The following is a 22704-nucleotide window of genomic DNA, read 5'->3' as shown; positions in this document are numbered from 1 at the left end:
GGCCGCCCGCGGGCGACCACAAGGGGCGCCCCTACCCCTGGCAAACAATCAGGCCCCGGCGTCCGCACCGTTCGGTGCAGACGCCGGGGCCAATTTGACATAGATTAGAACTCCGCGTTGCCCACGGTGCGGGGGTGGGGCAGCACGTCACGGATGTTGGAGATTCCGGTCAGGTACATGACCATGCGCTCAAAGCCCAGGCCGAAGCCGGCGTGCTTGCAGCCGCCGTAGCGCCGCAGATCCAAGTACCACCAATAATCCTCGGGGCGCATGCCCAGCTCCTGGATGCGGCCCTCCAGCAGCTCCAGCCGCTCCTCGCGCTGGGAGCCGCCGATGATCTCGCCGATGCCGGGCACCAGGCAGTCGCAGGCGGCCACGGTCTTGCCGTCGTCGTTGAGGCGCATATAGAACGCCTTGATGTCCTTGGGGTAGTCGGTGACGAACACGGGCTTTTTGAAGATCTGCTCGGTGAGATAGCGCTCATGCTCGGTCTGGAGGTCGGTGCCCCACTCCACCTTGTAGTCAAATTTGTCGTTGTTCTGTTTGAGCAGCTCCACCGCCTCGGTGTAGCTCACCCGGCCGAAGTCGGAGGAGGCCACATGCTCCAGCCGCTCCTTGAGGCCCTTGTCCACGAAGGAGTTGAAGAAGTTGATCTCGTCGGGGCACTTCTCCATGACGGTGCGGATGATGTGCTTGATCATGGCCTCGGCCACGTCCATGTCGCCCTTGAGGTCGCAGAAGGCCATCTCCGGCTCGATCATCCAGAACTCGGCGGCGTGGCGCTGGGTGTTGGAATTCTCCGCCCGGAAGGTGGGGCCGAAGGTATACACGTCGCCGAAGGCCATGGCGAAGTTCTCGGCGTTGAGCTGGCCGGAGACGGTCAGGTTGGCGGGCTTGCCAAAGAAGTCCTGGCTGTAGTCCACCTTGCCGTCCTCGGTGCGGGGCGGGTTCTCCAGGTCCAGGGTGGTCACCCGGAACATCTCGCCGGCGCCCTCGCAGTCAGAGGCGGTGATGATGGGGGTGTGGACATAGACGAAGCCCCGGTCCTGGAAGAAGCAGTGGATGGCGTGGGCCGCCACGCTCCGCACCCGGAAGGCGGCGGAGAACAGGTTGGTGCGGGGCCGCAGGTGGGCGATGGTGCGCAGGTACTCCACGCTGTGGCGCTTTTTCTGGAGGGGGTACTCGGGGGCGGAGGGGCCCTCCACCGCCACGGAGGCGGCCTTCACCTCCAGGGGCTGCTTGGCCTCCGGCGTGAGTACCACAGTGCCGGTGACGGACAGGGCCGCGCCCACGTTCTGTCCGGCGATCTCCCTGTAGTTGTCCAGGGCGTTGGCATCCAGGACGATCTGCAGGTTCTTGAAGCAGGAGCCGTCGTTGAGCTCCACGAAGCCGAAGGTCTTCATATCCCGGATCGTGCGGGCCCAGCCGGACACCAGCACCTCTTTCCCGCCGAACTGCTCCTGGTCGGCAAAGATCTGTGCAATTTTTATGCGTTCCATTGGTCGCTCCCTCTATTCTTAAAAATAAAGTATCAATGGGTAGTAGTATACCATTTTTCAACCATTTTGCAAGGGCTGAGGGAAAAAAGGCAGGACTACCTCCGTTCGGGTCCGCCGAAGATAAGCGCCTCCCGCGCCTCGTCAGACAGGGTACGGTCGCGGAACCCGTAGAGGAGGACCCCCAGGGCGGCCAGGGCGGCGGCCAGGGCGTACTCCAGGCAGTCCAGCGCGCCGGGGCTGAACGGGAGAAGGATGTTCCCCGCCAGGAAAACCGAGGCGGCCACCCCCAGCACAGCCGTCACCCGCCCGCCGGGCATGCGCACCGGGCGGCGGAGGTCCGGCCGGGCGCGCCGCAGGCGGAGCACCGCGGCCAGGGACATGATCCACATGACGATGGTGGCCAGGGAAGCGATGTTGATGAAGGGCAGAAAGAAGAGCCTGCCCGTGAAGGGGGTGAGCACCACGAAGGCGGCGGTGAACCAGATGCAGCGGGCGGGGGTGCCGTATTTCGGGTGGAGTGCGGAAAACGCCTTCGACACCAGTGCAAAGCGGGACAGGCCGTAGAGCATCCGGGCGGAGGAGTAGAGGGTGGAGTTCATCACCCCCACCGCGCCCACAAAGGCGGTGGCCAGGAAGAGCACCCGCACGGCGGGCACGCCGGTGATGGACACCAGCACGTCGGCGAAGGGGGCGGTGCGGCCCACCGCCTCCCGCCAGGGCATACACCCGGCCACAGCGGTGGACACCAGGCAGAGGATGCCCGTCACCAGGAACAGGCAGGTGATGAGGGCGGCCCCCGCCTTGCGGGCGGCGGGGCCGGAGGCGTCGGCGGCAGCCTTGGACACCGTCTCCCACCCGGCCACGGAGAACACCAGCAGGGACAAAAGGGAGGCCGAGCCGGCAAAGTCGAAGTCCAGCCCCCCATCGGAGGCGTACACCGCCGGGTCGAAGTGGGTAAAGCACACCGCCAGCCCCACGGCACACATGATCAGCAGCACCACCGTGGCCAGCTTGGCCAGGGAGGCGCACACGTTGGCCCCCCGGAGCTGCACCCACAGGATGGCCCCCGCCAGGGCCAGTTGGATGGCCACATTGGGCAGGGTGACGGGGAACTCCCCCAGCTCATAGAGCACCGCCGTCCGCCCCAGGGCGGGGAACAGCTCATCCAGCAAGGAGACGGCGGCCAGATCCACCCAGCAGAACACGATGGTGTTCATCAGGATGCCCGCCCACCCCACGGCGAGGCCCCCCCGGCTGCCGAAAGCGGCGTAGGAGTACACCACCTCGCCGCCGGGCAGGGGGAGCATGGGGATGGCCTCCATGTAGGCGAAGGCAAACGGCAGTTCAATGATGATGCACAGGGCGAAGGCCACAACCAGATTGAGCGGTCCCCCCGCCGTCTCCAGCCACGTGCCCGTCAGCAGCAGCCAGCTCGTGCCCAGCATACACCCGATCCCCATGGCCACCAGGCCGAAATAGCTGATGCCCTTCCCGCCGGACTTTCCCATTCAGATCCCTCATTTTTCCTCAGATGAACCTATTATAGCACCTTCCGGCCGGTTTTCCCAGCCCCCCGGCCCGACTTTCGCAGAGAGACTGCCCACACCAGCCACGCCAGTGCGCTCCCCAGCAGCGGCGCGGCACACCACCACAGGAGCAGGAACCATCCCATGACCATCCAGCCCGCCGCGCTCAGGAAGAGCACCCCTGGGACCGCCAGAAGCGCCAGAGGCACCAGAAGCCGCCACACCGCCCTGGCCCGCCGGCACAGCAGCAGCTGGAGAAAGAACATAGGGAACGCATGGAAGTACAGGAGCAGGAGCTGGTGCCAGGACGGTATGTTCAGAGGCAGGTCGGAAAAGGCCGCGGCAAAGGCCGCAGTATAGACCGCCATGGTGACGGCGAAGCACCCCAGAAGCCATTGATCCGTTCGTCTCATAAGCACACATCCTCTCTCTTCACCGGGAGCTGCCGATGACGGCTCCGCAGGCCCATAGGGCGGGGGCTTGCCCCCGCCGCTTTTCAAAGGGCGCCCGGCGCAGCTCCACCCCAGGTGCGTCTGGAAAAGGCATCCGGCCCGTTAACCCGTTCCGCCCCTCTCCCGGGGATACGCCCCCGCCGCGTTGCCCAGCAGGGCGGAGATGGATGGCACGAGGCAGAGGGCGGGAGTCCACTTTCCTACGACGATCAGCAGGCACAGGGCGCATACCACTGGAAAAAGGGGGCACAGGCCGTGCCGCTTTCCCAGGGACATCCCTATGGCGAGGCAGCCAAAGGGCAGGAGATAGACCCCCGCCAGCACCACGGCGAGTCCCCCGGCGATACCGCCCAGCAGGGCGGGCAGAAGGGTGCAGACCAGCAGAGCCGGGGGCAGGAAGCGCAGGGTCGCCCTCCCGTTAAGGCAAACCGGGCCGGGCGCAAAGCGCCAGACCAGGGCTGGGATGGCCAGGATCGCCAGCCAGCACACCAGCGCAACCATCACTCCCCCGCGCCTCCCCTCCTCCGCAGGGCCGCGCCGGCCAGATTGCCCGCCAGGGCGGCGGCAAAGGCGACGGGGAACATGTCGGCGTCGGCCACGTTGGACACCAGCCTTGCCAGCAGGGCGAAGCAAAGCAGGAACCCCGCACACACCACGGGATAGAGGGGGCAGAAGCCCTGCCGCTTCCCCAGGGACAGGGCGGAACAGAAGGTGCCGACGGGCAACAGGAGGTAGGGGTAGAGCAGGCCGGAGAGCACCGGCACGTCGCCGGCGTCGCACAGCCGCAGCACAAAGGGCAGAAGCAGACACAGCAGGGCAGCGAAGGGGACATAGGGCAGGGTCTCCCGCCAGTGGAACAGGGAGGGCCCCGGAGCCAGACCCAGCCGCTCCCGGATGGCGGACACCTCGGCGTACCAGCCCACCCAGCGGCCCAGCCACACCAGCAGATATACCAGCGCCAGGGACACCAGAAAAGCCGCCGTCTCACGCACGCCGAAGTTGAGCCCCGCCCACAGTCCCACGGTGGCTGCCGTCAGGGCGAAGTGGGCCAGCGTCCGCCCCACCAGGGCGGGGCCGTCCCCGGCGAAGGGCAGGGTGGCCACCCCCACCTCCGCCCCGAACAGGGCATAGAGGGCGAAGGACAGGGCAATCCCCAGCCCCTCCAGCCCGCGGGGGAAGCCGCAGTTCAGGAGCTCCAGCACAAGGGCGCTGGGCGAGCCGATGAAGAGGGAGCCGATCCCCCAGGCCGCCAGCCCGCCGCCGGCCATCCCCAGCAGAGCCCCTGCCAGCGCCCGGCGGAGGGCCCTCCTCTTGTCGTCGAACAGCATGTCGTTCCCTCCTTTTTACAGCCCCAAAGCCTCTTTGATCTTCCTCACGTACCGCCGGGACACGTAGCTCACCGCGCCGCCCGCCAGCGTCACCCGGATGGTGCCGGTAAGGGAGAGATCCAGGGCGGTGATCTTCCGCAGGCTGATGATCTCCGAGTGGGAGATGCGCACGAAAGTGTGCCGGTCCAGCCGGCCCTCCAGCTCGTACAGCCGCTCCTTCAGGTCGTACACCCCGCCGGGGGTCTGGCACTTCACGCCCTTCTCCTCGCCGTAGCAGCGGAGAATGTCCTCCGCGGCCAGGGGAACGGCCCGGCCCCCCTGCCAGCCGATGAGGACGCCGCCCCCCTCCAGCCGGGCGGCCAGAGCCTTCACCTCGTCGGTGAGGGCGGGGGCGTTGATCACAACCGACACCCCGCCGCAGCCCGGGTCGATGCGCAGCTCCACCTTCATGCCGTTCCCCCCTTTCACCCCCACTATAGCGAAAAAAGGGCCGTCTGTCCACCGATTTCGGACAGACGGCCCCAATGGGCGGATATTCGGTTTGCTCCCCGCCGGGGCGCACCGCAGAGACCGGATGCTCCGGGTTCAGCGGAACAGGGCGCTCGCCCTGTCCCCTGTAGGGGCGACCCTCGTGGTCGCCCGTGGGCGGCCATAAAGGCCGCCCCTACGCGATGGCCTCGGCCCCCACCTCATAGGTCCAGGTGCCGTCGGCATTCTGCCGGGCGGTGCAGTCGGTAAAGAAATACGCCCCCAGGCCGGAGGCCCACTTCTGCGCCTCAAAGCCCTCCTCGGCGGAGCCGGACAGGGAGAACAGGCAGCCGTTTTCCCAGCGGTAGAGGGCCACGCTGTCCTCGTACCCCTCCGTCGGCTCGGTCATGGGGGTGAGGTAGCCCGCCTCCCAGATCTCCTCCAGAGTACCGGTGATGGGCATCAGGCCGTGGGCGTTCCCAAACACCCAGGCCAGGGCGGATTTCTCACTCTCGGCCAGGTCGGTGAGGCCGGAGAGATCCACCCCCAGCTCCTCCAGCCCTGTGTTGAGGGCAGTATCTACCTCCCACAGGTCGGACAGCACCTGGAGATACAGCCCGCAGCGGTCATCCGCCGGCTCCTCCAGCACGGTCACGCCGGTCACATGGCCGAACTTGGCGGGATAGGTCTCCAGAATCATTCCGTCAAACCCGACCTCCACCACAGCCCCGTCAGCCAAGGTTCCATCCACCGCCAGCCCCTCTGTATCCAGGGTATACACGTCCCCCGCGCCCCCCGGGCCAGCCAGCACCAGCTCCCCTTCCTCCGCCCCATCCACAATGCGGCAAGTCATTTTTTCGGGAGCCCCCGCAGTCAGGCCGGGCTCCTCCGAGGGGGAGCCCGCCGGGGTTCCCCCCGCGGGGGCGGCCTGGTTTCCGGTGGATGCACACCCGGCCAGCAGGAGCACAAGGGCGAACAGCAGCAGGCTTTTTTTCATGGAACATTCCTCCTTTCCCCTCTTGGACGGCGGGACGTGGAAAAAGTTCCTGAACCGGGGAGATTCCTCTTGACAGAGGCCCTCTATAAGCATATGATTATATCAACAGCTTATGTTTAGGAGGAGAGGCCATGACTCAGCGGGAACGGCAGATTCTCAAGTGGATTGAGGAGAACCCCCTGATCTCCCAGCAGGAGCTGGCGGACAAAGCGGGCATCGCCCGCTCGTCGGTGGCGGTACACATCTCCAATCTGATGAAGCAGGGCCATATCGCCGGCAAGGGCTACATCGTCCGCACCGCTCCTTATGTGGTAGTCGTGGGGGGCGTCAACCTGGACATCGGCGGGCGGCCCCACGGGGAGCTGGTGGCGGCAGACTCCAACCCTGGCCAGGTGCGCATGAGCCTGGGGGGCGTGGGGCGCAACATCGCCCACAACATGGCTCTGATGGGGCTGGACGTGCGGATGCTCACCGCCTTCGGCGACGATATGAACGCCCAGCGTATCGCCGCCTCCTGCGGCGAGCTGGGCATCGACATCAGCCAGTGCCTCACCGTGCCCGGCGGGGCCACCTCCACCTATCTGTTCATCACCGACGGGCACGGGGACATGGCCCTGGCGGTCAGCGACATGGAGATCTATGAGCATGTCACCCCCGCCTTTCTGGCCGGGCGGGCCCGGCTGCTCCAAAATGCCCAGCTCCTGGTGGTGGACACCAACATCCCGGCCCAGTCCATCGCCTGGCTGGCGGAGAATATCCGCCTGCCCATCTTCGCCGACCCGGTGTCCACCGCCAAGGCGGAGAAGCTGCGCCCCGTACTGGGGAAGCTCCACACCCTCAAGCCCAACCGGCTGGAGGCGGAGCTGCTCTCGGGCGTGTCCATCACCGACGCGGCGAGCCTCAACGCCGCGGCCGACGCCCTGCTGGCCACCGGCCTGCGGCGGGTATTCATCAGTCTGGGGGGCGACGGGGTGTTCGCCGCCGACCACAGCGGGCGGGTACACGTGCCCTGCTGTCCCGGAGAGATGGTGAACACCACCGGCTGCGGCGACGCGGGCATGGCCGCCATCGCCTGGGCCTATCTGGAGGGCACCGGGCTGGAGGACACCGCCCGGGCCGCCATGGCCGCCGGGGCCATCGCCATGGAGAGCGCCGAGACGATCAACCCCGACATGAGCGCCCGGCTGCTCCGCCGGAGGGCGGGCTTCGGGGAGGGAGTGGAGACGCCTTGACCTTCTGGACCGCGCAAATCCTGGGGCTGATCGGCTCCCTGCTCGCCTTCACCGCCGTCCAGACCGGCAGCCGCCGGAAGATCATCGGCCTTCAGCTTGTGTGCTGCGTGCTCTGGGTCGTCCAGTACGTGCTGCTGGGGGCGTGGACGGGGGTGCTCATCAACCTGCTGGGCCTGGCCCGCGGCGTGGTGTGCGCCTACAACGACCGGCCCTGGGCCCGCAGCCGCCTTTGGCTGGCCCTCTTTCTGGCCTGTTATGGGGCGGCCCCCCTCCTCACCTGGGACGGCCCCTACTGCCTTCTGCTGGGCGCGGCCATGATGCTCACCACCGCCGCCCTCTGGACGCGGAACATGCGCCTGACCCGGCTGCTGTTTCTCCTCAACTCCCCTCCGGTGTTCGCCTACAACCTGATCGCCGGCTCCTATACCGGCGCCGCCATCGAGGTGGCCGCCTTCTGCTCCTTCGCGCTGGCCGTGTGGCGCTTTGATCTCCGCCGCCCGGCCGCCGGCCCTTCCTCTCCGGCCTGACCACTCCGCAATCCGTATTTTATAAATATATTTTACAGGAGGTAATCACCATGAATCTCAATCCGTATCTGGACGTCGCCCCTGAAGTAGCCGCCGCTGTGGCCGCGGGCAAGCCCGTGGTCGCCCTGGAGTCCACCATCATCTCCCACGGCATGCCCTACCCCCAGAACGTGGAGACCGCCCTCAAGGTGGAGCAGATCATCCGCGACAACGGCGCGGTGCCCGCCACCATCGCCATTCTGGGCGGCCGCCTGAAGGCCGGCCTCACCGCCGAGGAGATCGAGTATCTGGGCAAGAAGGGCCAGGACGTGACCAAGGCCAGCCGCCGGGATCTGGCGGTGCTGGTCTCCCGCAAGGCCGACGGCGCCACCACCGTCACCACCACCATGATGATCGCCCACATGGCAGGCATCCAGGTGTTCGCCACCGGCGGCATCGGCGGCGTGCACCGCGGCGCCGAGACCACCATGGACATCTCCGCCGATCTGGAGGAGCTGGCCTCCACCCCCGTGATGGTGGTGTGCGCCGGGGCCAAGTCCATCCTGGATTTGGGCCTGACCCTGGAGTACCTGGAGACCCACGGCGTGTCCGTCCTCGGCTACGGCACCAAGGAGCTGCCCGCCTTCTACACCCGCAAGAGCGGCTTCGAGGTGGACTACCGGGTGGACACCCCCGCGGAGCTCGCCGCGGCCTTCCGGGCCTCCCTGGATCTGGGCCTCAGGGGCGGCATGCTGGTGACCAACCCCATCCCCGAGGAGTTCGCCATGGACCACGAGGTGATCAACAGGGCCATCGACGAGGCCGTCGCCCAGGCCAACGCCCAGGGCATCCACGGCAAGGCCACCACCCCCTTCCTGCTGGCCAAGGTGAAGGAGCTCACCGGCGGTGACAGCCTGGACTCCAACATCCAACTGGTGTTCAACAATGCCCGGCTGGCCGCCCAGACCGCCGCCGAGCTGTGCAGGCTGGGCTAAGTCCCCAATTCCCCAGGTCCCCTGTGCGTCCCAAACGCACGGGGGACCTTTTTTCGGTTTTGGCGGCGGAATATTTCTTTTTCTTAACATTCGCCCCCAATCCGTTGCATCCCGTCCGGCCGGGACGTATAATGGCTGGGAACGGAACAAAGTTTCTCCTTGTATGGAGCGAAAAGAGGCGATTTTGAATGGCGCGGATGCGGCATTTTCTCAAACGGTGCCCGGCGGTTCTGCTGAGCGCGGCCCTGCTGGCCGCTGCTGTCGGCACTGCCGCGGCGGCGGACACTCCCGCCCCCACCCTGGGCATCTACACCACCGGGGACATGGGGGGGCGGCTCTACCGTGAGGACCCCGTGACCGGGGAGGCAGTGGAGTACAGCTATCAGAATGTGGCCTCCGCCATGGAGGCGGAGCGGGCCTCGGTGGACGCCGCCCTGCTGCTGGACAGCGGTGACGCGGTGGACAACGGGCTGGTCCAGGACGGCGGCGCGGCGGAGGCCCTGGCCCTGCGGGCCATCGGCTATGACGCCCTGGTGCCCGCTGTGGGTGAATTCCGCTTGGGCCCGGAGGCCCGGGACGATTTCTTCGCCGCCCTGGGTGAAGCGTCGGAGGACGGCGCCCCGGTGCGCGTCCTCTCGGGCAACTACCTGGACGAGGACACCCAAAGCCCGGAGGAGGATGCCTACGAGGTCTTTACTGTGGAGCTGGGCCGGCGCGCGGTGCGCATCGGCGTGCTGGGCCTGGGCGCCATGGAGGCGCCGGAGGAGCTCCCCGAGTCCTTTGTCTCCGGCGTGCGCTTTGCCCACCGGGACAACACCTCCGGCAGCTATAGTTGGGAGTGGACCGGCTACTGGCAGGAGCGGCTGGAAAAGGAGAACTGCGACCTGGTGGTGGTGGTCTGCCACGCCGGACAGGACGAACTGGCCCGCTTTGCTGCGGAGACCACCGGCATCGACCTGCTGGTGGGCGGCCATGGCGAGGCGGCGGCGGAGACCCTCCAGAACGCCGACGGGGAGCCGGTCTCCCTGGTCAGCGGCGGCGGCACGTCCCTGACCCGCACCACAATTACCCTCTCCCCCAAGGGGGAGGTCGTGGTGGGCGAGAGCACCCTGCTCCCCCTGTCCGACTATGAGCCGGACGACCGCCTGAACAAGGCCCTATCCGCCGCCCAAAGCGCAGCGTCTGACCGCATGCAGGCTGCCGTTGGCACCCTGTCCGGCGACTGGTCAGAGGAGGGCTCTCCCCTGTATGTGCAGAGCGCCACGGTGGATCTGGTGGCCGAGGCCATGCTGTGGGCCGCCGATGCCGACGCGGCCCTTCTCTCTCCCGCCGCCCTGGGCGGCGCTTCCGCCGCTTCCCGGTTCTCCGGTGAGGATGACACTGCGGTGCTCTCCCTGCGGGACTGCGCCGCGCTGGCCCCCGGGGACAGCCCCGTCGTCCTGGTGGAGCTCACCGGCGCCGAGCTGCGCCAGTGGCTGGACCGCAGCGCGGAGGCCTATCAGGCGGAGCCGGACGGCTCCATCTCCGGCGGAGAGGGTGCCGACGTGCTCTATGGTATGGACTACACCCTCTATCTGGGGGCTTCTGAGGGACAGCGGGTGGACGGCCTCGCCTTTAAGGGCGCCCTGGTGGACGACGGACAGACCTTCCGCGTAGCCGTGTCCGCCGACCGCCTGTCCGCCCCCGACTTCCCGGACTGCACCCCCCTCTGGTCCGCCGCCCGTGACAGCCGCTTTGCCGCCCAGAGCGGCATCCCCGCCGCAGTCCTGGCCGGGTATCTCTCCGAGCAGACCCACCTGCTGGGCATGCTCTCCCCCCAGCGGAGCAGCACATGGAGCCTCTACACCGGCTCCGTCAACGGCCCGCTGAACCGCCTGGAGTTTGTCACCATGCTCTATGAGATGGCCGGAAAGCCCAAGCCCGGAGCCAGCGCCGCCTTTATCGACGTGTCCAACAGCGACGCGGCGGTGTGGGCCGCCGAGACCGGCGTGGTCAGCGGCAACGGGACAGGCAAATTTCTCCCCACCCAGACTGTCACCCGGGAGCAGACTGCCGTCATGCTCTACAATTACGCCAAATTCCTGGGGCTGAAACCCCCGTCGTCCGGCCCCTCCGCCACCGCGCTGCTGGACTGCGGCGAAATCGCGGTCTGGGCCCGCCCAGCGGTGGAGTTCTGTATCCGAACGGGGGCCCTCTCCGCCGCCGGACTGCGGGGGGACCTCTTCCTCCCCAGGGGCACCCTCACCCGCGGAGAGGCTAACCGCTGTCTGGCCGCCTTCGCGGACTACATCGAAGCCAACTGAATCCAATAACAGCAGCCCCGGCGGACAAATCCGCCGGGGCTGCTCAGCCTGTCAAAAAAGTCTTTTCGACAGGCTGCTGGACATTTTGAAACTCCGAAAAAGTTTCAAAATGTCGTTTGATCCAACATGAAAGGGAACCCTGACGGTTCCCTTTCACACTATCCCTCCCTCTGAATTCTTTAGCAGGAGGGGTTATGAGCAACCTGAGCAGCCCCGGCGGGCGAATCTGCCGGGGCTGCTTTCTATCCTCTCCTACTGCGATGTATCTGCCTCTATAGAGCGTTCGAGGGCCGCAATCCGGTCATTCAATGCCTCTATGTCCGGCGCCTCCACCGGCGCGTTGATCAGTCCATAGGCCCCCTTGAGGGCCAGGATGCGTCGGACGCTCTCGTCCAGCCGCTCCTCCGGGATGCGGCCGCTGTCCACCGCCTCCACCAGGGCGGCGTGGGCCTCGGCCAGGTTGTCCGCGCCGTGGCACACCAGCAGCAGGTCACAGCCGGCCTCCACGGCCAGTACGGCGGCCTCCCCCATACCGTAGGTGTTGGAAATGGCCCCCATGGTCAGGTCGTCGGTGCATACCACGCCCTCATAGCCCATCTCCTCCCGGAGCAGCCCCGTCACCACCTCGGGAGACAGGGAGGCCGGGTTGTCCGGGTCGATCTGACTCAGGAGGATGTGGGCCACCATGATGGCAGGAATGGAGGTGTCCCCCCCATAGGTACCGTAGACGCAGGTAGTGTCGATGGCCTGTCGGAAGGGCCGCAGCTCCAGCTCCTCCAGTTCCTCCAGGCTCTTGTCCACAACAGGCAGGCCGTAGTGGGAGTCCACCGCCGTGTCCCCATGGCCAGGGAAGTGCTTGGCCACCGGGATGACGCCCCCAGACAGGATGCCCAGGGCGGTCTCATTGGCTGCTCCGGTGACGGTTGCGGCATCTGTCCCAAAGGCCCGGTCGCCGATCACCGTATTCTCCGGGTTGGACCAGATGTCCAGGCTGGGGGCGAAGTCCATGTTGAAGCCGAAGGCAGCGCACTGGGCCGCCAGGGTCTGGCCCAGCGTAAAGCAGGCATCCATCCGAGCCTCGGGGTCGGCAATGGAACCAAAGTCCAGGGCGGAGGGCAGATCGGTCACCTCCGGCGGCATCCGGTCCACCCGGCCCCCCTCCTGATCCACGCAGAGGAACAGGGGGGTGTAGTCCCCGTTGAGCTCCTTCAGCCCGTTGGTGAGCGCCGCCAGCTGCTCCGCGCTCTCCACGTTGCGGCCAAAGAGAATCACGCCGCCCACCTGATAGCCCTGGACGGCCTGCACCGCGTCCTCCCCCGGCTCTGTGCCCTCGATCCCCGCCACCAGGAGCTGGGCCGCCTTCTGCTCCACCGTCATCCCCGCCAGGGCCTCCCCCACCGGATCGGGGGTGGGGGTGGGGGACGGCTCTGGCGTGTGGGTGGGCAAAATGGTGGGCGCGGGGGCGGTGGGCTGAGTCGGTTCTCCCCCCTGTTTTTGACATCCGGCAGGCAGAGCGAATACAATTAGTAATAAAATAGCCAATAGCATCCGTTTTGTCATCGTTTTTTCCTCCCTTTCCGCCCCTTGGGCACATGCATGGCCCGCCTGTCTTTCCCCCGGCGCGGGGGCATCTCCTCCCGGCGCTCCGCCGGACGGGTGGGACGCGGGGCAAGCTGGCCGCCAGGCAGTACAAAATCGATCTGCCCGGTGGCGGGATCGGCGGCGGCGCACACCACCTCCAGGGGCATACCGAAGGTGTAGGCCGTCCCGCCCCCCTCCTCCGTCAGCGTGAGGCGGGTCTCGTCGTAGTGGTAGCCCCGGCCGGGCAAGGCCTCCACCCCCAGCAGGCCCTCCACCCCGCCGGGCAGCAGGACAAACAGGCCGAAGCGGGTGACGCCGGACACGGTGCCGGCAAAGGTCTCCCCTACATGGCCCGCCATGAATTCGGCCATGTAGCGCTTCTCAATCTCCCGCTCGGCGCTCTGGGCGGCCAGCTCCCGCTGGGAGGACTGCACCGCCGCCTTCTGGACCGCGGCGGCCAGTCTTCTCTCCACCCCGCCGGACAGCCTCCCGTCCAGCAGGGCGGTGAGGATGCGGTGGACCATCAGATCGGGATAGCGGCGGATGGGGGAGGTGAAGTGGCAGTAGTATTTGGCCGCCAGGCCGAAGTGCCCCAGGTTTTCCCCGTCGTACCGGGCCTTCATCAGGGAGCGGAGCACCATCATGGACACCGCCGCCTCCTCTGGCTTCCCCTTCGCCGTGTCCAGCAGCTTCTGGAGGGAGGGGCCGTCGGCTTCCTTCAAATCGTAGCCCAGGGGGGCCAGCATGGCCCGCAGCGTCTCCGCCTTGTCCGTGGAGGGCTTCTCGTGAACCCGGTAGACGCAGGGCTTGTCCAGCCGGTTCAGATGCTCGGCCACGCACTCGTTGGCCGCCAGCATGAAGGACTCGATGAGCCCCTCGCTGATCCCCGGCGTGCGGAGCACCACGTCCACCGGCGTGCCGCTCTCGTCGCACACCACATAGCTCTCCCGGGTGTCCAGCTCCAGGGCGCCCCGCCGCCTGCGGCGGCCCTCCAGCACCCGGGACAGCGCGGCCATGTCCTCCAGCATGGGGAGTATCCGGGCGTACCGCTCTGCCAGGGCGGGGTCGCTGTGGGCCAGCAGCGCGTTGCAGTCCTCATAGGTCATCCGCTCCGTGGTGCGGATGACGCTCTTGGCGATGGTGTGGTCCACCACCTCCCCCTCCGGCGTCAGGGTCATGACGCAGGACAGGGCCAGCCGGTCCACCCGGGGGTTGAGGGAACAGATGCCGTTGGACAGCTCCCGGGGCAGCATGGGCACCACCTGGTCAGCAAAGTACACCGAGGTCCCCCGCTCCCAGGCCTCCAGATCCAGGGCGGAGCCGGGGCGCACGTAGTGGCTCACGTCGGCGATGTGCACCCCCAGCACCCAGCGGCCCAGGCCGTCCCGCTCCAGGCTCACCGCGTCGTCCAGATCCTTGGAGGAGGCCCCATCAATGGTGATCATCACCTTGTCCCGCAGGTCCAGCCGCCCGGCGACGGCGCTCTCCTCCACCGCCTGGGGGGCTACCTTGGCCTCGAGCATCACGGCATCGGGGAATTCCCGGTCGATCTCGTACTGGTACAGCAGGGCGGCCACGGCGCTCGCCCGGTCCCCGGCGGGGCCGAACACCTCCCGCAGGGTGCCCATGGGCGGGTGCTTGGCGCTTCCGAAGCTGGTCATGGCCACGGCGGCCCGGTCCCCGGCCCGCACTCCCTTACGCTTGGTGAGCACCTGGATGGGGCTGGGCAGCCGGTCACTGTCCGGCCGGAGCCACAGCCCCCGGTTGTGCCGGACCAGCACGCCGGTGACCGTCTTGTTGGCCCGCTCCACCACGGCGGTAATCCGGGCGGTGCGCCGCCGGCCCTCCTCCCCTCCCTCGTCCTCCGGCCGGGCCAGCACCCGGTCGCCGTGCCACGCGCCGCCCTCCGCCCGGGGCGGAATGAACCAGTCATCCTCCCGCCCCCCGCCGTCCTCCGGTACCAGAAAGCCGAAGCCCCGGCTGGTGGCCTGATAGATTCCGGCGAGCCCGCCGGCCTGCTTATCCTGTTTCATATCATCGTTCCCTTTCTTCCGCACTCCGGTCCTCCGGCCGGGATGCTCCGGGTGCCGCCGCCCACAGGCGCGGCGTCTGCTGCTATTGTACCATAATTTTGTCTCATCCGGCATCGAAAGATACAAAAACCGCCCTCCCGAACGGGAGGGCGGTTTTTGTGCTTCTTAGAGCAGGCACATGACAAAGGTAATTACCACAAAGCCGATGGCCACCCATTTGGTCAGCTTGGCCAGCTTGGCGTCCCAGGTCTTGGCCCGGTTCTTGGCCATAAAGGTATCCGCCACGCCGGCGATGGCACCGGACAGGCCCGCGCTCTTTCCGGACTGGAGCAGTACCACGGCGATCAGGAAAATCGCGGCCGCCACGTCCACAATGCTCAGAATCAACTGGGGGATATTCACGCTGCATCGTCCTTTCGGCCCCGGATGGGGCATCATTCGTCCATACGCTATGGTCTATGGGCGCAGTTATCCCGCGCCGATTTCAAACGTGGATTCTATCGTAGCACATTTCCCCGCCGATTTCAAGCATTTTTTCGCATTTCTCAGCCGCCCCGCACGATCCGGCGGCTGCCCCAGCAGGTGGCCAGGAAATAGCCGCCGTAGATGACCAGCAGCAGAACCGCCGCCACGGCGCTGGAGGCCGCCGCGTCCACCTTCCCGACCTCGGCGATCACCGCGTTGGCCGCCGTCATGCCCACGGCGGCGTGGACCAGCGCCAGGGCCAGGGGCAGGAAAAAGGAGAGGAATACTTGGATATCCACCGACCGGGCCCGCATCCGCTCCGGCGCGCCCAGCCGGGCCAGGAGTTGGTAGCGGGGGGCGTTGTCCGCCGCCTGGGTGAGCTGCTGAAGGGCCAGCACCGCCGCCGAGGCCAGCAGGAACACCACCCCCAGGTACAGGCCGATGAAGAGCACCAGCACCTTGGTACCCATAACCTCCATCCAGGTCCCGATACGGGTGGTGCAGCCGTAGACGCCCAGGGTGTCCAGGGTAGACAGCGCATCCTGAAACCGCGCCTCCGCCGCATATTTGTCCCCGGCATAGTCGGCCAGGAAATACCAGCCGTCGATGTGAGCTCCCTGGGCCGCGTCATCCGGCCGAACGGCCAGGCCGTGGTGCGCCCGGAAGGCGTATGCCGCGTCCTGGCCCCAGCGGCCCGCGATGGCGTCGTGCATCGACTGGTCGATGGCCCGCCCTTCCCCGGTGAGATACACCGGGAAGGCGAGGGAGAAGGCGCACTCTGCCTCCGGATCGAAGCCTCCCTCCGCCAGCAGGGCGGGGAGGTCCACCTCTCCCTCCTGCTCCGGGTAGAAGATCAGCTCCACGTCCTGGGGGGCCTGCTCGGCCGTCATCTGCTCCACCGTGTTGTTGAGCCCTACCGAGCTGGCGGTGATGCCAATGGCCAGCAGGAGCATGAGGCAGATCACCGTCATGGAGCGGTAGGTGGTGTTGATGCGGGCGTTGAACTGCCGCAGGACAAACATATTGAGGTTCCTGTAGTAGAGCCGCTTGCTGCTCTGGCATACCCGCAGAAGGAACCCGGACAGGGAGCGAAAGAAGAGCAGGGTGCCCAGGCTGCCCAGGCCGATCATCACCCAAAACAGCGCGTCCACCCGCAGCAGGCCCCGGGTGAGGAGCATGGCGTAGGCGACGGCCAGCAGCCCCGCCCCCGCCAGAAAGAGAACCACCGACACCCCCAGGCTCTGGGCCTTGAGCTCCTGGTTCACCCGCCGGGCCTGTATCAGGTCCAGGAGCCTGCACCGGGAGACGGCAAAGGCGTGGCAGAGCATTACCAGCAGGAAGATAAGGGAGAAGGCCAGGGCCGTTTTCCCCATGGCCGCCAGGGAGACGGAGAAAGTGAACTCCGTCATGGGCACGGCGAAGAGCCCGGCGGTGAAGGCGGACAGGCCCCAGGCCGCCAGCACCCCCAGCCCCAGTCCTGCCAGCAGGGCCAGCACCCCCATGCACAGGGTTTCCAGCAGGAGCAGGCGGGCCACCTGCCCCCGCTCCATGCCCAGCAGCAGGTAGGTGCCCAGCTCTCCCTTCCGGCGGCGAATCAGGAAGCCGGAGGCATAGAGGATCAGAAAGGCCAGCACCACCCACACAAAGACGGAGAGCATGCCAATGAGCTCCCGGATGGCCTGGGCCGTGGGAGCCTGGGGACCGCTGCCCAGGTATTGGAACACCGCCTGGGTTTCCAGGGAGTTGAACACATAGAACAGGCACACACCGAAGGCGATGGTGAGAAACCACACTCCGTAGTCCTTCATGCTGCGCCCCACATTTTTGAAGGCCAGCTTAGAGAACATCGCTCTGATCACCTCCCAGGCGGGTCACCACGCCGATGATCTGCTGGAAAAACGCCCGGCGGCTCTGCCCGCCCCGCTCAAGCTGGGTGAGCACCGCACCGTCCTGCAAAAAGAGAATGCGGCGGCAGTAGCTTGCGGTGAAGGCGTCGTGGGTCACCATTAGGATGGTGGCCCGGCCTTCCCGGTTGAGGGCCTCAAACCGGTCCAGCAGCAGCTTGGCGGAGCGGGAGTCCAGGGCGCCGGTGGGCTCGTCGGCCAGCACCAGGGCGGGGTCTGTGATGATGGCCCGGGCCGCCGCCGTCCGCTGGCGCTGTCCGCCGGACATCTGGTAGGGGTATTTGTTCAGGCAGTCGGTGATGCCGAGCAGCTCCGCCGTCTCCTTGACCCGCCCCTCGATCTCCCCCGCCGGAGTCCCCCGGATGGTAAGGGCCAGAGCAATGTTCTCGAAGGCGGTGAGGGTGTCCAGCAGGTTGCAGTCCTGAAACACGAAGCCCAGCCGCTCCCGCCGGAACCGGGAGAGGGAGCGGCCCTTCAGCGCCGTCACATCCTGCCCCTCCACCCGGATATGCCCTGCTGTGGGGGTATCAATTGTGGCGATGCAGTTGAGCAGGGTGCTCTTTCCGCTTCCCGAGGCGCCCATGATCCCCACAAACTCCCCCCGCTCCACGGAAAAGCTTACGTCGTCCACCGCGTGGGTGACGCTTCCCCGTCCGCCGTAGTCCCGGCGCAGATGCTCCACACTCAGAATTGGCTCCATGTTCAGACCTCCTTTGATTCTGAGAAAAGCTTATCAAAGGGATCTTAAAAAAAACTAAATCCCGCCTTACACTTTTGTGAAGCGACTCTGACGGTTTTCTTTCCAAAATTTTGTTCAGTGGCCCTTGATTTATTTTTTCCCGCCTCTATAATAGGAAGAGGATCATTTTAAACTGATAGGAGGACTCTTTCATGCTTATTGTCGACACCAAGAACGCCCCCGGCGCCATCGGCCCCTACTCCCAGGCCTACGAGACCAACGGCCTTGTCATCACCTCCGGCCAGCTTCCGGTGAACCCCGCCGACGGCGCCATGCCCGAGGGCATCGCCGCCCAGGCCGAGTGGAGCTGTAGGAATGTGGGCGCCATTCTGGAGGCCGCTGGCTCCGGCTTCGACAAGGTGGTCAAGACCACCTGCTTCCTGGCCGATATCGCCGACTTCGCCGCCTTCAACGAGGTGTACGCCAAGTACTTCACCTCCAAGCCCGCCCGCTCCTGCGTGGCGGTGAAGGATCTGCCCAAGGGCGCCCTGTGCGAGATTGAGGCCATTGCTGTCAAGTAAGCCCCGCCCTGCATCAAAGACGGATTTCCCATTCGCTTTTGCGCCTGGGAAATCCGTTCTTTTTTTACCTGTCCGCAGCGGCTGCTTTAAGCATCTTTCACAAAAAACAGTCTGGTTTTTTTCCATTCCGCCAAAGAAATTCCACTTGCATCCAGCCAGCAAATGGGATATAGTTTGACTGTACTAAAAATGCATTTGTACTTCAAAAAATTTTTGTGAGTCGATTGGTATGAGTCACCCCGACACCACCAGCAAGGATGCCGTTTTCCAATGGCGCGGCATCCCGCAGCCCGGACAGCTTCTCCCGTTGGGACTCCAACACGTGGTCGCCGCCGTAGTCGGCGTCATTACCCCGGCCATCCTGATTGCGGACACCTGCGGCCTGAGCAGCGCGGACAAGACCCTGATGATCCAGGTCTCTCTGATCCTGACCGCCCTGGCCACCCTGCTCCAGCTCTTTCCCATCTTCCACCGCATCGGCTCCGGCCTGCCCGTCATCATGGGCATCAGCTTCGCCTACATCCCCACGCTCCAGGCCATCGGCGGCGAATTCGGCCTGCCCACCATACTGGGCGCGGAGATCGTGGGAGGCATCGTTGCCATCGTCTTCGGGGTGCTGGTCAAGTGGATCCGCCCCCTGTTCCCTCCCCTGGTCACCGGCACGGTGATCTTCACCATCGGCCTGTCCCTCTATCCCACCGCTGTAAAGTACATGGCCGGCGGTGCAGGCTCAGAGTGGTTCGGCAGCGCCAAGAGCTGGGCGGTGGCCCTTATCACCCTGGCTGTGGTGGTCTTCCTCAACCACTTCACCAAGGGCATCACCAAGCTGGCCTCCATCCTCACCGGCATACTGGCAGGCTATGTCATTGCCTATTTCCTGGGCATCGTGGATCTGTCCGGGGTGGGCAGCGCGGCCTGGGTCGCCCTGCCCAGGCCCATGCCCTTTGACATCCAGTTCGTCCCTGCCGCCTGTGTGTCCCTGGGCATCGTCTACGTGGTCAATGCGGTACAGACCATCGGCGACCTCTCCTCCACCACCATGGGCGGCATGGACCGCATGCCCACCGACAAGGAGCTCTCCGGCGGCATTGTGGGCCAGGGCGTCATGAGCATTCTGGGCGCCTTCTTCGGCGGCCTGCCCGCCGCCACCTACAGCCAGAACGTGGGCATCGTCACCGTCAACCGGGTCATCAACCGGGCGGTCTTCGCCCTGGCGGCCCTCATTCTGCTGGTGGCCGGGCTGGTACCCAAGTTCGCCTCCCTGCTGACCACCATCCCCCAGTGCGTCATTGGCGGCGCCACCATCTCGGTGTTCGCCACCATCACCATGACCGGCATCCGTATGATCACCGAGGGGGGCTTCACCCCCCGCAAGAGCTCCGTGGTGGGCCTGTCGGTGGCCCTGGGCGTGGGGATCACCCAGGTGTCCGGCTGCCTGGCCGGCGAGGGCTTCCCCGCCTGGGTCAACACCGTGTTCGGCTCCTCCTCCGTGGTGGTGGCCGCCCTCATGGCCATCCTGCTCAACCTGATCCTGCCCAAGGAGCCCTCCGCGAACGGCTGATTGACAAACGCGCCCGGCTTCCAGAGGAAGCCGGGCACGGAATTTATTCCTTCGACTCGTCGATGTAGCTGTAGAGGGTGTACTTGGAGATGCCGAAGTACTTGCACACCTTGTCGCCGCTCTTGGTGATGAGAAAGGCCCCTGTCTCGTTGAGAAACTGGATCGCCTTCACCTTGTCCTCCTTGTGCATCAGCGCCACCGGCTTGCCCACCAGCTTGACGCTCTGCTCGATGAGCTCGTCCAGCAGGTCGGACACGTTGCGGGAGATGGCCTCCGGCTCCCGGGACTCCTTCTCCGTAGCGGTAAACTGGCGGAGCATGTTCTCCATGGCCAGCATGAGGGTGATGTCGTAGTTGATGCCGAAGATGCCGATGGGGGTCCCGTCGTCGTTGCGGATGTAGATGGTGGTGGACTTGAGAATCTTTCCGTCCTTCGTCTTGGTCAGGTAGCACAGGTGGTCCTGAAGCTTCTCCCGGTCGCCCCGCAGGGTCTCCAGCACCACGTGTGAAGGGCCGTCCCCCACCTTGCGGCCGGTGACCTGGCCGTTCTCAATGGCCACGATGGAGCTCTCCGGGTCGTTGGAATCCAGGTCGTGCACCACCACCTCGCAGTTGGGGCCGAACTGGCTGGCAATCCCTTTGGCAAGCTGAAATAAAAATTGCAGCGTGGACGCTTCTGGCATACTGTTTTCTCTCCTTTGCCGGCGCTTTTGTTGATATTATACCACTTCCAGGTATTTTTTCAACAAAAATTATAAAGCCTAAAAATTTTTTAGTTTTTCCAACAAACCCTCTTGCATCTTGGGCGCTTTTGTGCTAAAATTCAAATGTAAGACCAATTAAACTGTATATACTATACAAACAATTTGAAGATCGGTTGTGGCTGCAACGGAGTGCTCTCGCGCACGGGCTGAATGGACATGGGATTCGGTTTCGGTGCTGGCGCACCGCCGTCACAGAGTCGAGTGTCCATTCATAGGGAATGGGCACTTTTTTGTTGGTTGAAATCCAAAGGAGGAATGACGCATGCTGCTGGTTGGAAACGGAAGACTGATTACCCGGGACGAGGCCTTCCCCTATGCGGAGGACGGCGCGGTGGCGCTGGACGGCGAGGTCATCAAGGAGGTGGGGGCCCTGTCCGAGCTGAGGGCCAAATACCCCGACGCCGAGTTTGTGGACGCCCGGGGGGGCGTCATCATGCCCGGCCTCATCAACGTCCACACACACATCTACTCGGGCCTGGCCCGGGGCCTGTCCATCGACGGGTTCAACCCCACCAACTTTCTGGAGGTGCTGGACGGCCAGTGGTGGTACATCGACCGGCATCTGGCCCTGGACGGCACCCGGGCCTGCGCCTACGCCACGGTGCTGGACTGCATCCGGGACGGCGTGACCACCATCTTCGACCACCACGCCTCCTTCTGCGAAATCCCCGGCTCCCTCTTCGCCATCAAGGATGTTTGTCAGGAGCTGGGCATCCGGGCCAACCTCTGCTATGAGGTCAGCGAGCGGGACGGCGCGGAGAAGTGCGGCCAGGCCATCCGGGAGAACGCCGACTTCGCCCGGTGGGCGAAGGAGCAGGACGACGACATGATCAAGGCCATGTTCGGCGGCCACGCCCTGTTCACCATCTCCGACAAGACCTTCGAGCAGATGGTGAAGGCCAACGACGGCATGACCGGCTTCCACATCCATGTGGCCGAGGGCATGAACGACGTGTACGACTCCCTCCGGAACTACGGCTGCCGCCCGGTGAACCGCCTGCTCTACAACGGCGTGCTGGGGGAGAAGACCATGCTGGGCCACTGCATCCACATCTCCCCCGCCGAGATGGACATTCTCAGGGAGACGGGCACCATGGTGTGCCACAACCCGGAGTCCAACATGGGCAACGCGGTGGGCTGCTCGCCGGTGCTCCAGCTGTTCCAGAAGGGCATCCTCATCGGCCTGGGCACCGACGCCTACACCCACGACATGCTGGAGAGCCTGAAGGTGCTCCTGCCCATGCAGCGGCACAACGCCTGCCTGCCCAACGTGGGCTGGCGGGAGGCCACCGGGATGCTCTTTGAAAACAACGCCAAAATCTGCGCCCGGTACTTCAAAAAGCCCCTGGGCGTGCTCAAGCCCGGCGCGGCCGCCGACGTGATCATCATGGATTACAAGCCCTTCACCCCCTTCTCCCACGAGAACGTGGACGGGCACATGCTCTTCGGCATGGAGGGCAAGAACTGCCGCACCACCATCATCAACGGCAAGGTGCTCTATAAGGATCGGGAGTTCGTGGGCATTGACGAGGACAAAATCAATGCTTTTTGCATGGAGCACTCCAAGAAGCTGTGGGGCGAACTCAACCACAGAACTTATTAACAGTCCCGCATTGATTTTGTCCTCACCAAGCGTTTTGCCACCGGCAAAACCTTGATGTCCGGGGCGATTCACTCGCCCCGGGCAGATCAAATCGCTCGGGGCCCCCGCACGGCCCCGCCGGGCGGGCAAAATCAATGCCTTCTGCATGGAGCAGTCCAAGAAGCTGTGGGGCGAGCTCAACCACCGCACCGATTGACGGGAGCGCGGGCGGCCACAAGGGCCGCCCCT

At 65.4% G+C, this 22704-nt stretch carries 20 protein-coding genes; 7 read left to right on the top strand and 13 right to left on the bottom strand.

What is annotated here, in order from left to right:
- Positions 1–104 precede the first annotated feature (104 nt).
- The 7 genes from asnS to HMPREF0372_RS08060 form a co-directional block, all read right to left on the bottom strand.
- Positions 105–1499: an asparagine--tRNA ligase gene (gene asnS / locus HMPREF0372_RS08090; protein ID WP_007490669.1), complete on the bottom strand. Its 1395-nt coding sequence runs from the start codon at positions 1497–1499 to the stop codon at positions 105–107.
- Between the two features lie 95 nt (positions 1500–1594).
- On the bottom strand, positions 1595–3007 hold the full coding sequence (locus HMPREF0372_RS08085; RefSeq protein ID WP_007490667.1) for an APC family permease: 1413 nt from the start codon (positions 3005–3007) through the stop codon (positions 1595–1597).
- Positions 3008–3039: 32 nt separating this feature from the next.
- The gene (locus tag HMPREF0372_RS08080) at positions 3040–3438 is read right to left on the bottom strand and encodes a hypothetical protein (RefSeq protein WP_007490665.1); all 399 of its coding nucleotides are present in this window, start codon (positions 3436–3438) and stop codon (positions 3040–3042) included.
- A 141-nt stretch (positions 3439–3579) separates the two neighbouring features.
- Positions 3580–3978 (bottom strand): hypothetical protein, encoded by a 399-nt coding sequence (locus HMPREF0372_RS08075; protein WP_007490663.1) that lies wholly within the window; start codon positions 3976–3978, stop codon positions 3580–3582.
- Positions 3978–4805, bottom strand: coding sequence for a DUF3021 family protein (locus tag HMPREF0372_RS18710; protein ID WP_007490661.1), 828 nt, complete (start codon positions 4803–4805; stop codon positions 3978–3980). The genes HMPREF0372_RS08075 and HMPREF0372_RS18710 overlap by 1 nt, the downstream gene beginning before the upstream one ends.
- Before the next feature lie 15 nt (positions 4806–4820).
- Positions 4821–5255, bottom strand: coding sequence for a LytTR family DNA-binding domain-containing protein (locus HMPREF0372_RS08065; RefSeq protein ID WP_007490659.1), 435 nt, complete (start codon positions 5253–5255; stop codon positions 4821–4823).
- 214 nt (positions 5256–5469) lie between these two features.
- Positions 5470–6270, bottom strand: coding sequence for a hypothetical protein (locus HMPREF0372_RS08060; protein WP_155116990.1), 801 nt, complete (start codon positions 6268–6270; stop codon positions 5470–5472).
- A gap of 131 nt (positions 6271–6401) precedes the next feature.
- Here HMPREF0372_RS08060 and HMPREF0372_RS08055 point away from each other — a divergent pair, with 131 nt between their 5' ends.
- The 4 genes from HMPREF0372_RS08055 (at position 6402) to HMPREF0372_RS08040 (ending at position 11306) form a co-directional block, all read left to right on the top strand.
- A complete protein-coding gene (locus tag HMPREF0372_RS08055; RefSeq protein WP_007490655.1) occupies positions 6402–7502 on the top strand; it encodes a PfkB family carbohydrate kinase in 1101 nt (366 codons plus the stop codon).
- Positions 7499–8029, top strand: a complete 531-nt coding sequence (locus HMPREF0372_RS08050; protein ID WP_007490654.1) for a YgjV family protein — start codon at positions 7499–7501, stop codon at positions 8027–8029. Before HMPREF0372_RS08055 ends, HMPREF0372_RS08050 begins: the two co-directional genes overlap by 4 nt.
- 50 nt (positions 8030–8079) lie before the next feature.
- Positions 8080–9003, top strand: coding sequence for a pseudouridine-5'-phosphate glycosidase (locus tag HMPREF0372_RS08045; RefSeq protein WP_007490651.1), 924 nt, complete (start codon positions 8080–8082; stop codon positions 9001–9003).
- A gap of 188 nt (positions 9004–9191) precedes the next feature.
- A complete protein-coding gene (locus HMPREF0372_RS08040) occupies positions 9192–11306 on the top strand; it encodes a 5'-nucleotidase C-terminal domain-containing protein (protein ID WP_007490649.1) in 2115 nt (704 codons plus the stop codon).
- A 252-nt stretch (positions 11307–11558) separates the two neighbouring features.
- On the opposite strand, the gene nagZ is transcribed toward HMPREF0372_RS08040, so the two are convergent.
- The 5 genes from nagZ to HMPREF0372_RS08015 form a co-directional block, all read right to left on the bottom strand.
- Complete coding sequence (gene nagZ / locus HMPREF0372_RS08035) at positions 11559–12866, bottom strand: beta-N-acetylhexosaminidase (RefSeq protein WP_007490647.1); 1308 nt, start codon at positions 12864–12866, stop codon at positions 11559–11561.
- Complete coding sequence (gene rnr / locus HMPREF0372_RS08030; protein ID WP_080568017.1) at positions 12863–15034, bottom strand: ribonuclease R; 2172 nt, start codon at positions 15032–15034, stop codon at positions 12863–12865. Before rnr ends, nagZ begins: the two co-directional genes overlap by 4 nt.
- Before the next feature lie 51 nt (positions 15035–15085).
- Entirely contained in the window at positions 15086–15322 is a 237-nt protein-coding gene (gene secG / locus HMPREF0372_RS08025) for a preprotein translocase subunit SecG (protein ID WP_009259063.1), read from the bottom strand.
- 143 nt (positions 15323–15465) lie between these two features.
- Complete coding sequence (locus HMPREF0372_RS08020) at positions 15466–17232, bottom strand: FtsX-like permease family protein (protein WP_007490642.1); 1767 nt, start codon at positions 17230–17232, stop codon at positions 15466–15468.
- Positions 17222–17989, bottom strand: coding sequence for an ABC transporter ATP-binding protein (locus tag HMPREF0372_RS08015; RefSeq protein ID WP_007490640.1), 768 nt, complete (start codon positions 17987–17989; stop codon positions 17222–17224). The genes HMPREF0372_RS08020 and HMPREF0372_RS08015 overlap by 11 nt, the downstream gene beginning before the upstream one ends.
- Positions 17990–18180: 191 nt before the next feature.
- Between HMPREF0372_RS08015 and HMPREF0372_RS08010 the strand changes: the two genes are divergently transcribed.
- Both HMPREF0372_RS08010 and HMPREF0372_RS08005 read left to right on the top strand, forming a co-directional pair.
- The gene (locus HMPREF0372_RS08010) at positions 18181–18549 is read left to right on the top strand and encodes a RidA family protein (protein ID WP_007490638.1); all 369 of its coding nucleotides are present in this window, start codon (positions 18181–18183) and stop codon (positions 18547–18549) included.
- Between the two features lie 229 nt (positions 18550–18778).
- Positions 18779–20110, top strand: a complete 1332-nt coding sequence (locus HMPREF0372_RS08005) for a uracil-xanthine permease family protein (RefSeq protein ID WP_007490634.1) — start codon at positions 18779–18781, stop codon at positions 20108–20110.
- A 43-nt stretch (positions 20111–20153) separates the two neighbouring features.
- Here the strand turns inward: HMPREF0372_RS08005 and HMPREF0372_RS08000 are convergent, their stop codons facing one another.
- The gene (locus HMPREF0372_RS08000; protein WP_007490632.1) at positions 20154–20792 is read right to left on the bottom strand and encodes a helix-turn-helix transcriptional regulator; all 639 of its coding nucleotides are present in this window, start codon (positions 20790–20792) and stop codon (positions 20154–20156) included.
- Between the two features lie 343 nt (positions 20793–21135).
- Here HMPREF0372_RS08000 and ssnA point away from each other — a divergent pair, with 343 nt between their 5' ends.
- Positions 21136–22476, top strand: coding sequence for a putative aminohydrolase SsnA (ssnA, locus tag HMPREF0372_RS07995; protein ID WP_007490628.1), 1341 nt, complete (start codon positions 21136–21138; stop codon positions 22474–22476).
- Positions 22477–22704 lie beyond the last annotated feature (228 nt).

Source organism: Flavonifractor plautii ATCC 29863 (assembly GCF_000239295.1).
In the GTDB taxonomy this organism is placed as follows: domain Bacteria; phylum Bacillota; class Clostridia; order Oscillospirales; family Oscillospiraceae; genus Flavonifractor; species Flavonifractor plautii.
This window is presented reverse-complemented; position numbering and strand designations above follow the sequence as displayed.

Coding starts and splice junctions, on each gene's coding strand:
- asnS (WP_007490669.1), bottom strand. CDS start 1,499: ATGGAACGCATAAAAATTGCACAGATCTTTGCCGACCAGGAGCAGTTC.
- HMPREF0372_RS08085 (WP_007490667.1), bottom strand. CDS start 3,007: ATGGGAAAGTCCGGCGGGAAGGGCATCAGCTATTTCGGCCTGGTGGCC.
- HMPREF0372_RS08080 (WP_007490665.1), bottom strand. CDS start 3,438: ATGAGACGAACGGATCAATGGCTTCTGGGGTGCTTCGCCGTCACCATG.
- HMPREF0372_RS08075 (WP_007490663.1), bottom strand. CDS start 3,978: ATGGTTGCGCTGGTGTGCTGGCTGGCGATCCTGGCCATCCCAGCCCTG.
- HMPREF0372_RS18710 (WP_007490661.1), bottom strand. CDS start 4,805: ATGCTGTTCGACGACAAGAGGAGGGCCCTCCGCCGGGCGCTGGCAGGG.
- HMPREF0372_RS08065 (WP_007490659.1), bottom strand. CDS start 5,255: ATGAAGGTGGAGCTGCGCATCGACCCGGGCTGCGGCGGGGTGTCGGTT.
- HMPREF0372_RS08060 (WP_155116990.1), bottom strand. CDS start 6,270: ATGAAAAAAAGCCTGCTGCTGTTCGCCCTTGTGCTCCTGCTGGCCGGG.
- HMPREF0372_RS08055 (WP_007490655.1), top strand. CDS start 6,402: ATGACTCAGCGGGAACGGCAGATTCTCAAGTGGATTGAGGAGAACCCC.
- HMPREF0372_RS08045 (WP_007490651.1), top strand. CDS start 8,080: ATGAATCTCAATCCGTATCTGGACGTCGCCCCTGAAGTAGCCGCCGCT.
- HMPREF0372_RS08040 (WP_007490649.1), top strand. CDS start 9,192: ATGGCGCGGATGCGGCATTTTCTCAAACGGTGCCCGGCGGTTCTGCTG.
- nagZ (WP_007490647.1), bottom strand. CDS start 12,866: ATGACAAAACGGATGCTATTGGCTATTTTATTACTAATTGTATTCGCT.
- rnr (WP_080568017.1), bottom strand. CDS start 15,034: ATGCCGGATGAGACAAAATTATGGTACAATAGCAGCAGACGCCGCGCC.
- HMPREF0372_RS08020 (WP_007490642.1), bottom strand. CDS start 17,232: ATGTTCTCTAAGCTGGCCTTCAAAAATGTGGGGCGCAGCATGAAGGAC.
- HMPREF0372_RS08015 (WP_007490640.1), bottom strand. CDS start 17,989: ATGGAGCCAATTCTGAGTGTGGAGCATCTGCGCCGGGACTACGGCGGA.
- HMPREF0372_RS08010 (WP_007490638.1), top strand. CDS start 18,181: ATGCTTATTGTCGACACCAAGAACGCCCCCGGCGCCATCGGCCCCTAC.
- HMPREF0372_RS08005 (WP_007490634.1), top strand. CDS start 18,779: ATGAGTCACCCCGACACCACCAGCAAGGATGCCGTTTTCCAATGGCGC.
- HMPREF0372_RS08000 (WP_007490632.1), bottom strand. CDS start 20,792: ATGCCAGAAGCGTCCACGCTGCAATTTTTATTTCAGCTTGCCAAAGGG.
- ssnA (WP_007490628.1), top strand. CDS start 21,136: ATGCTGCTGGTTGGAAACGGAAGACTGATTACCCGGGACGAGGCCTTC.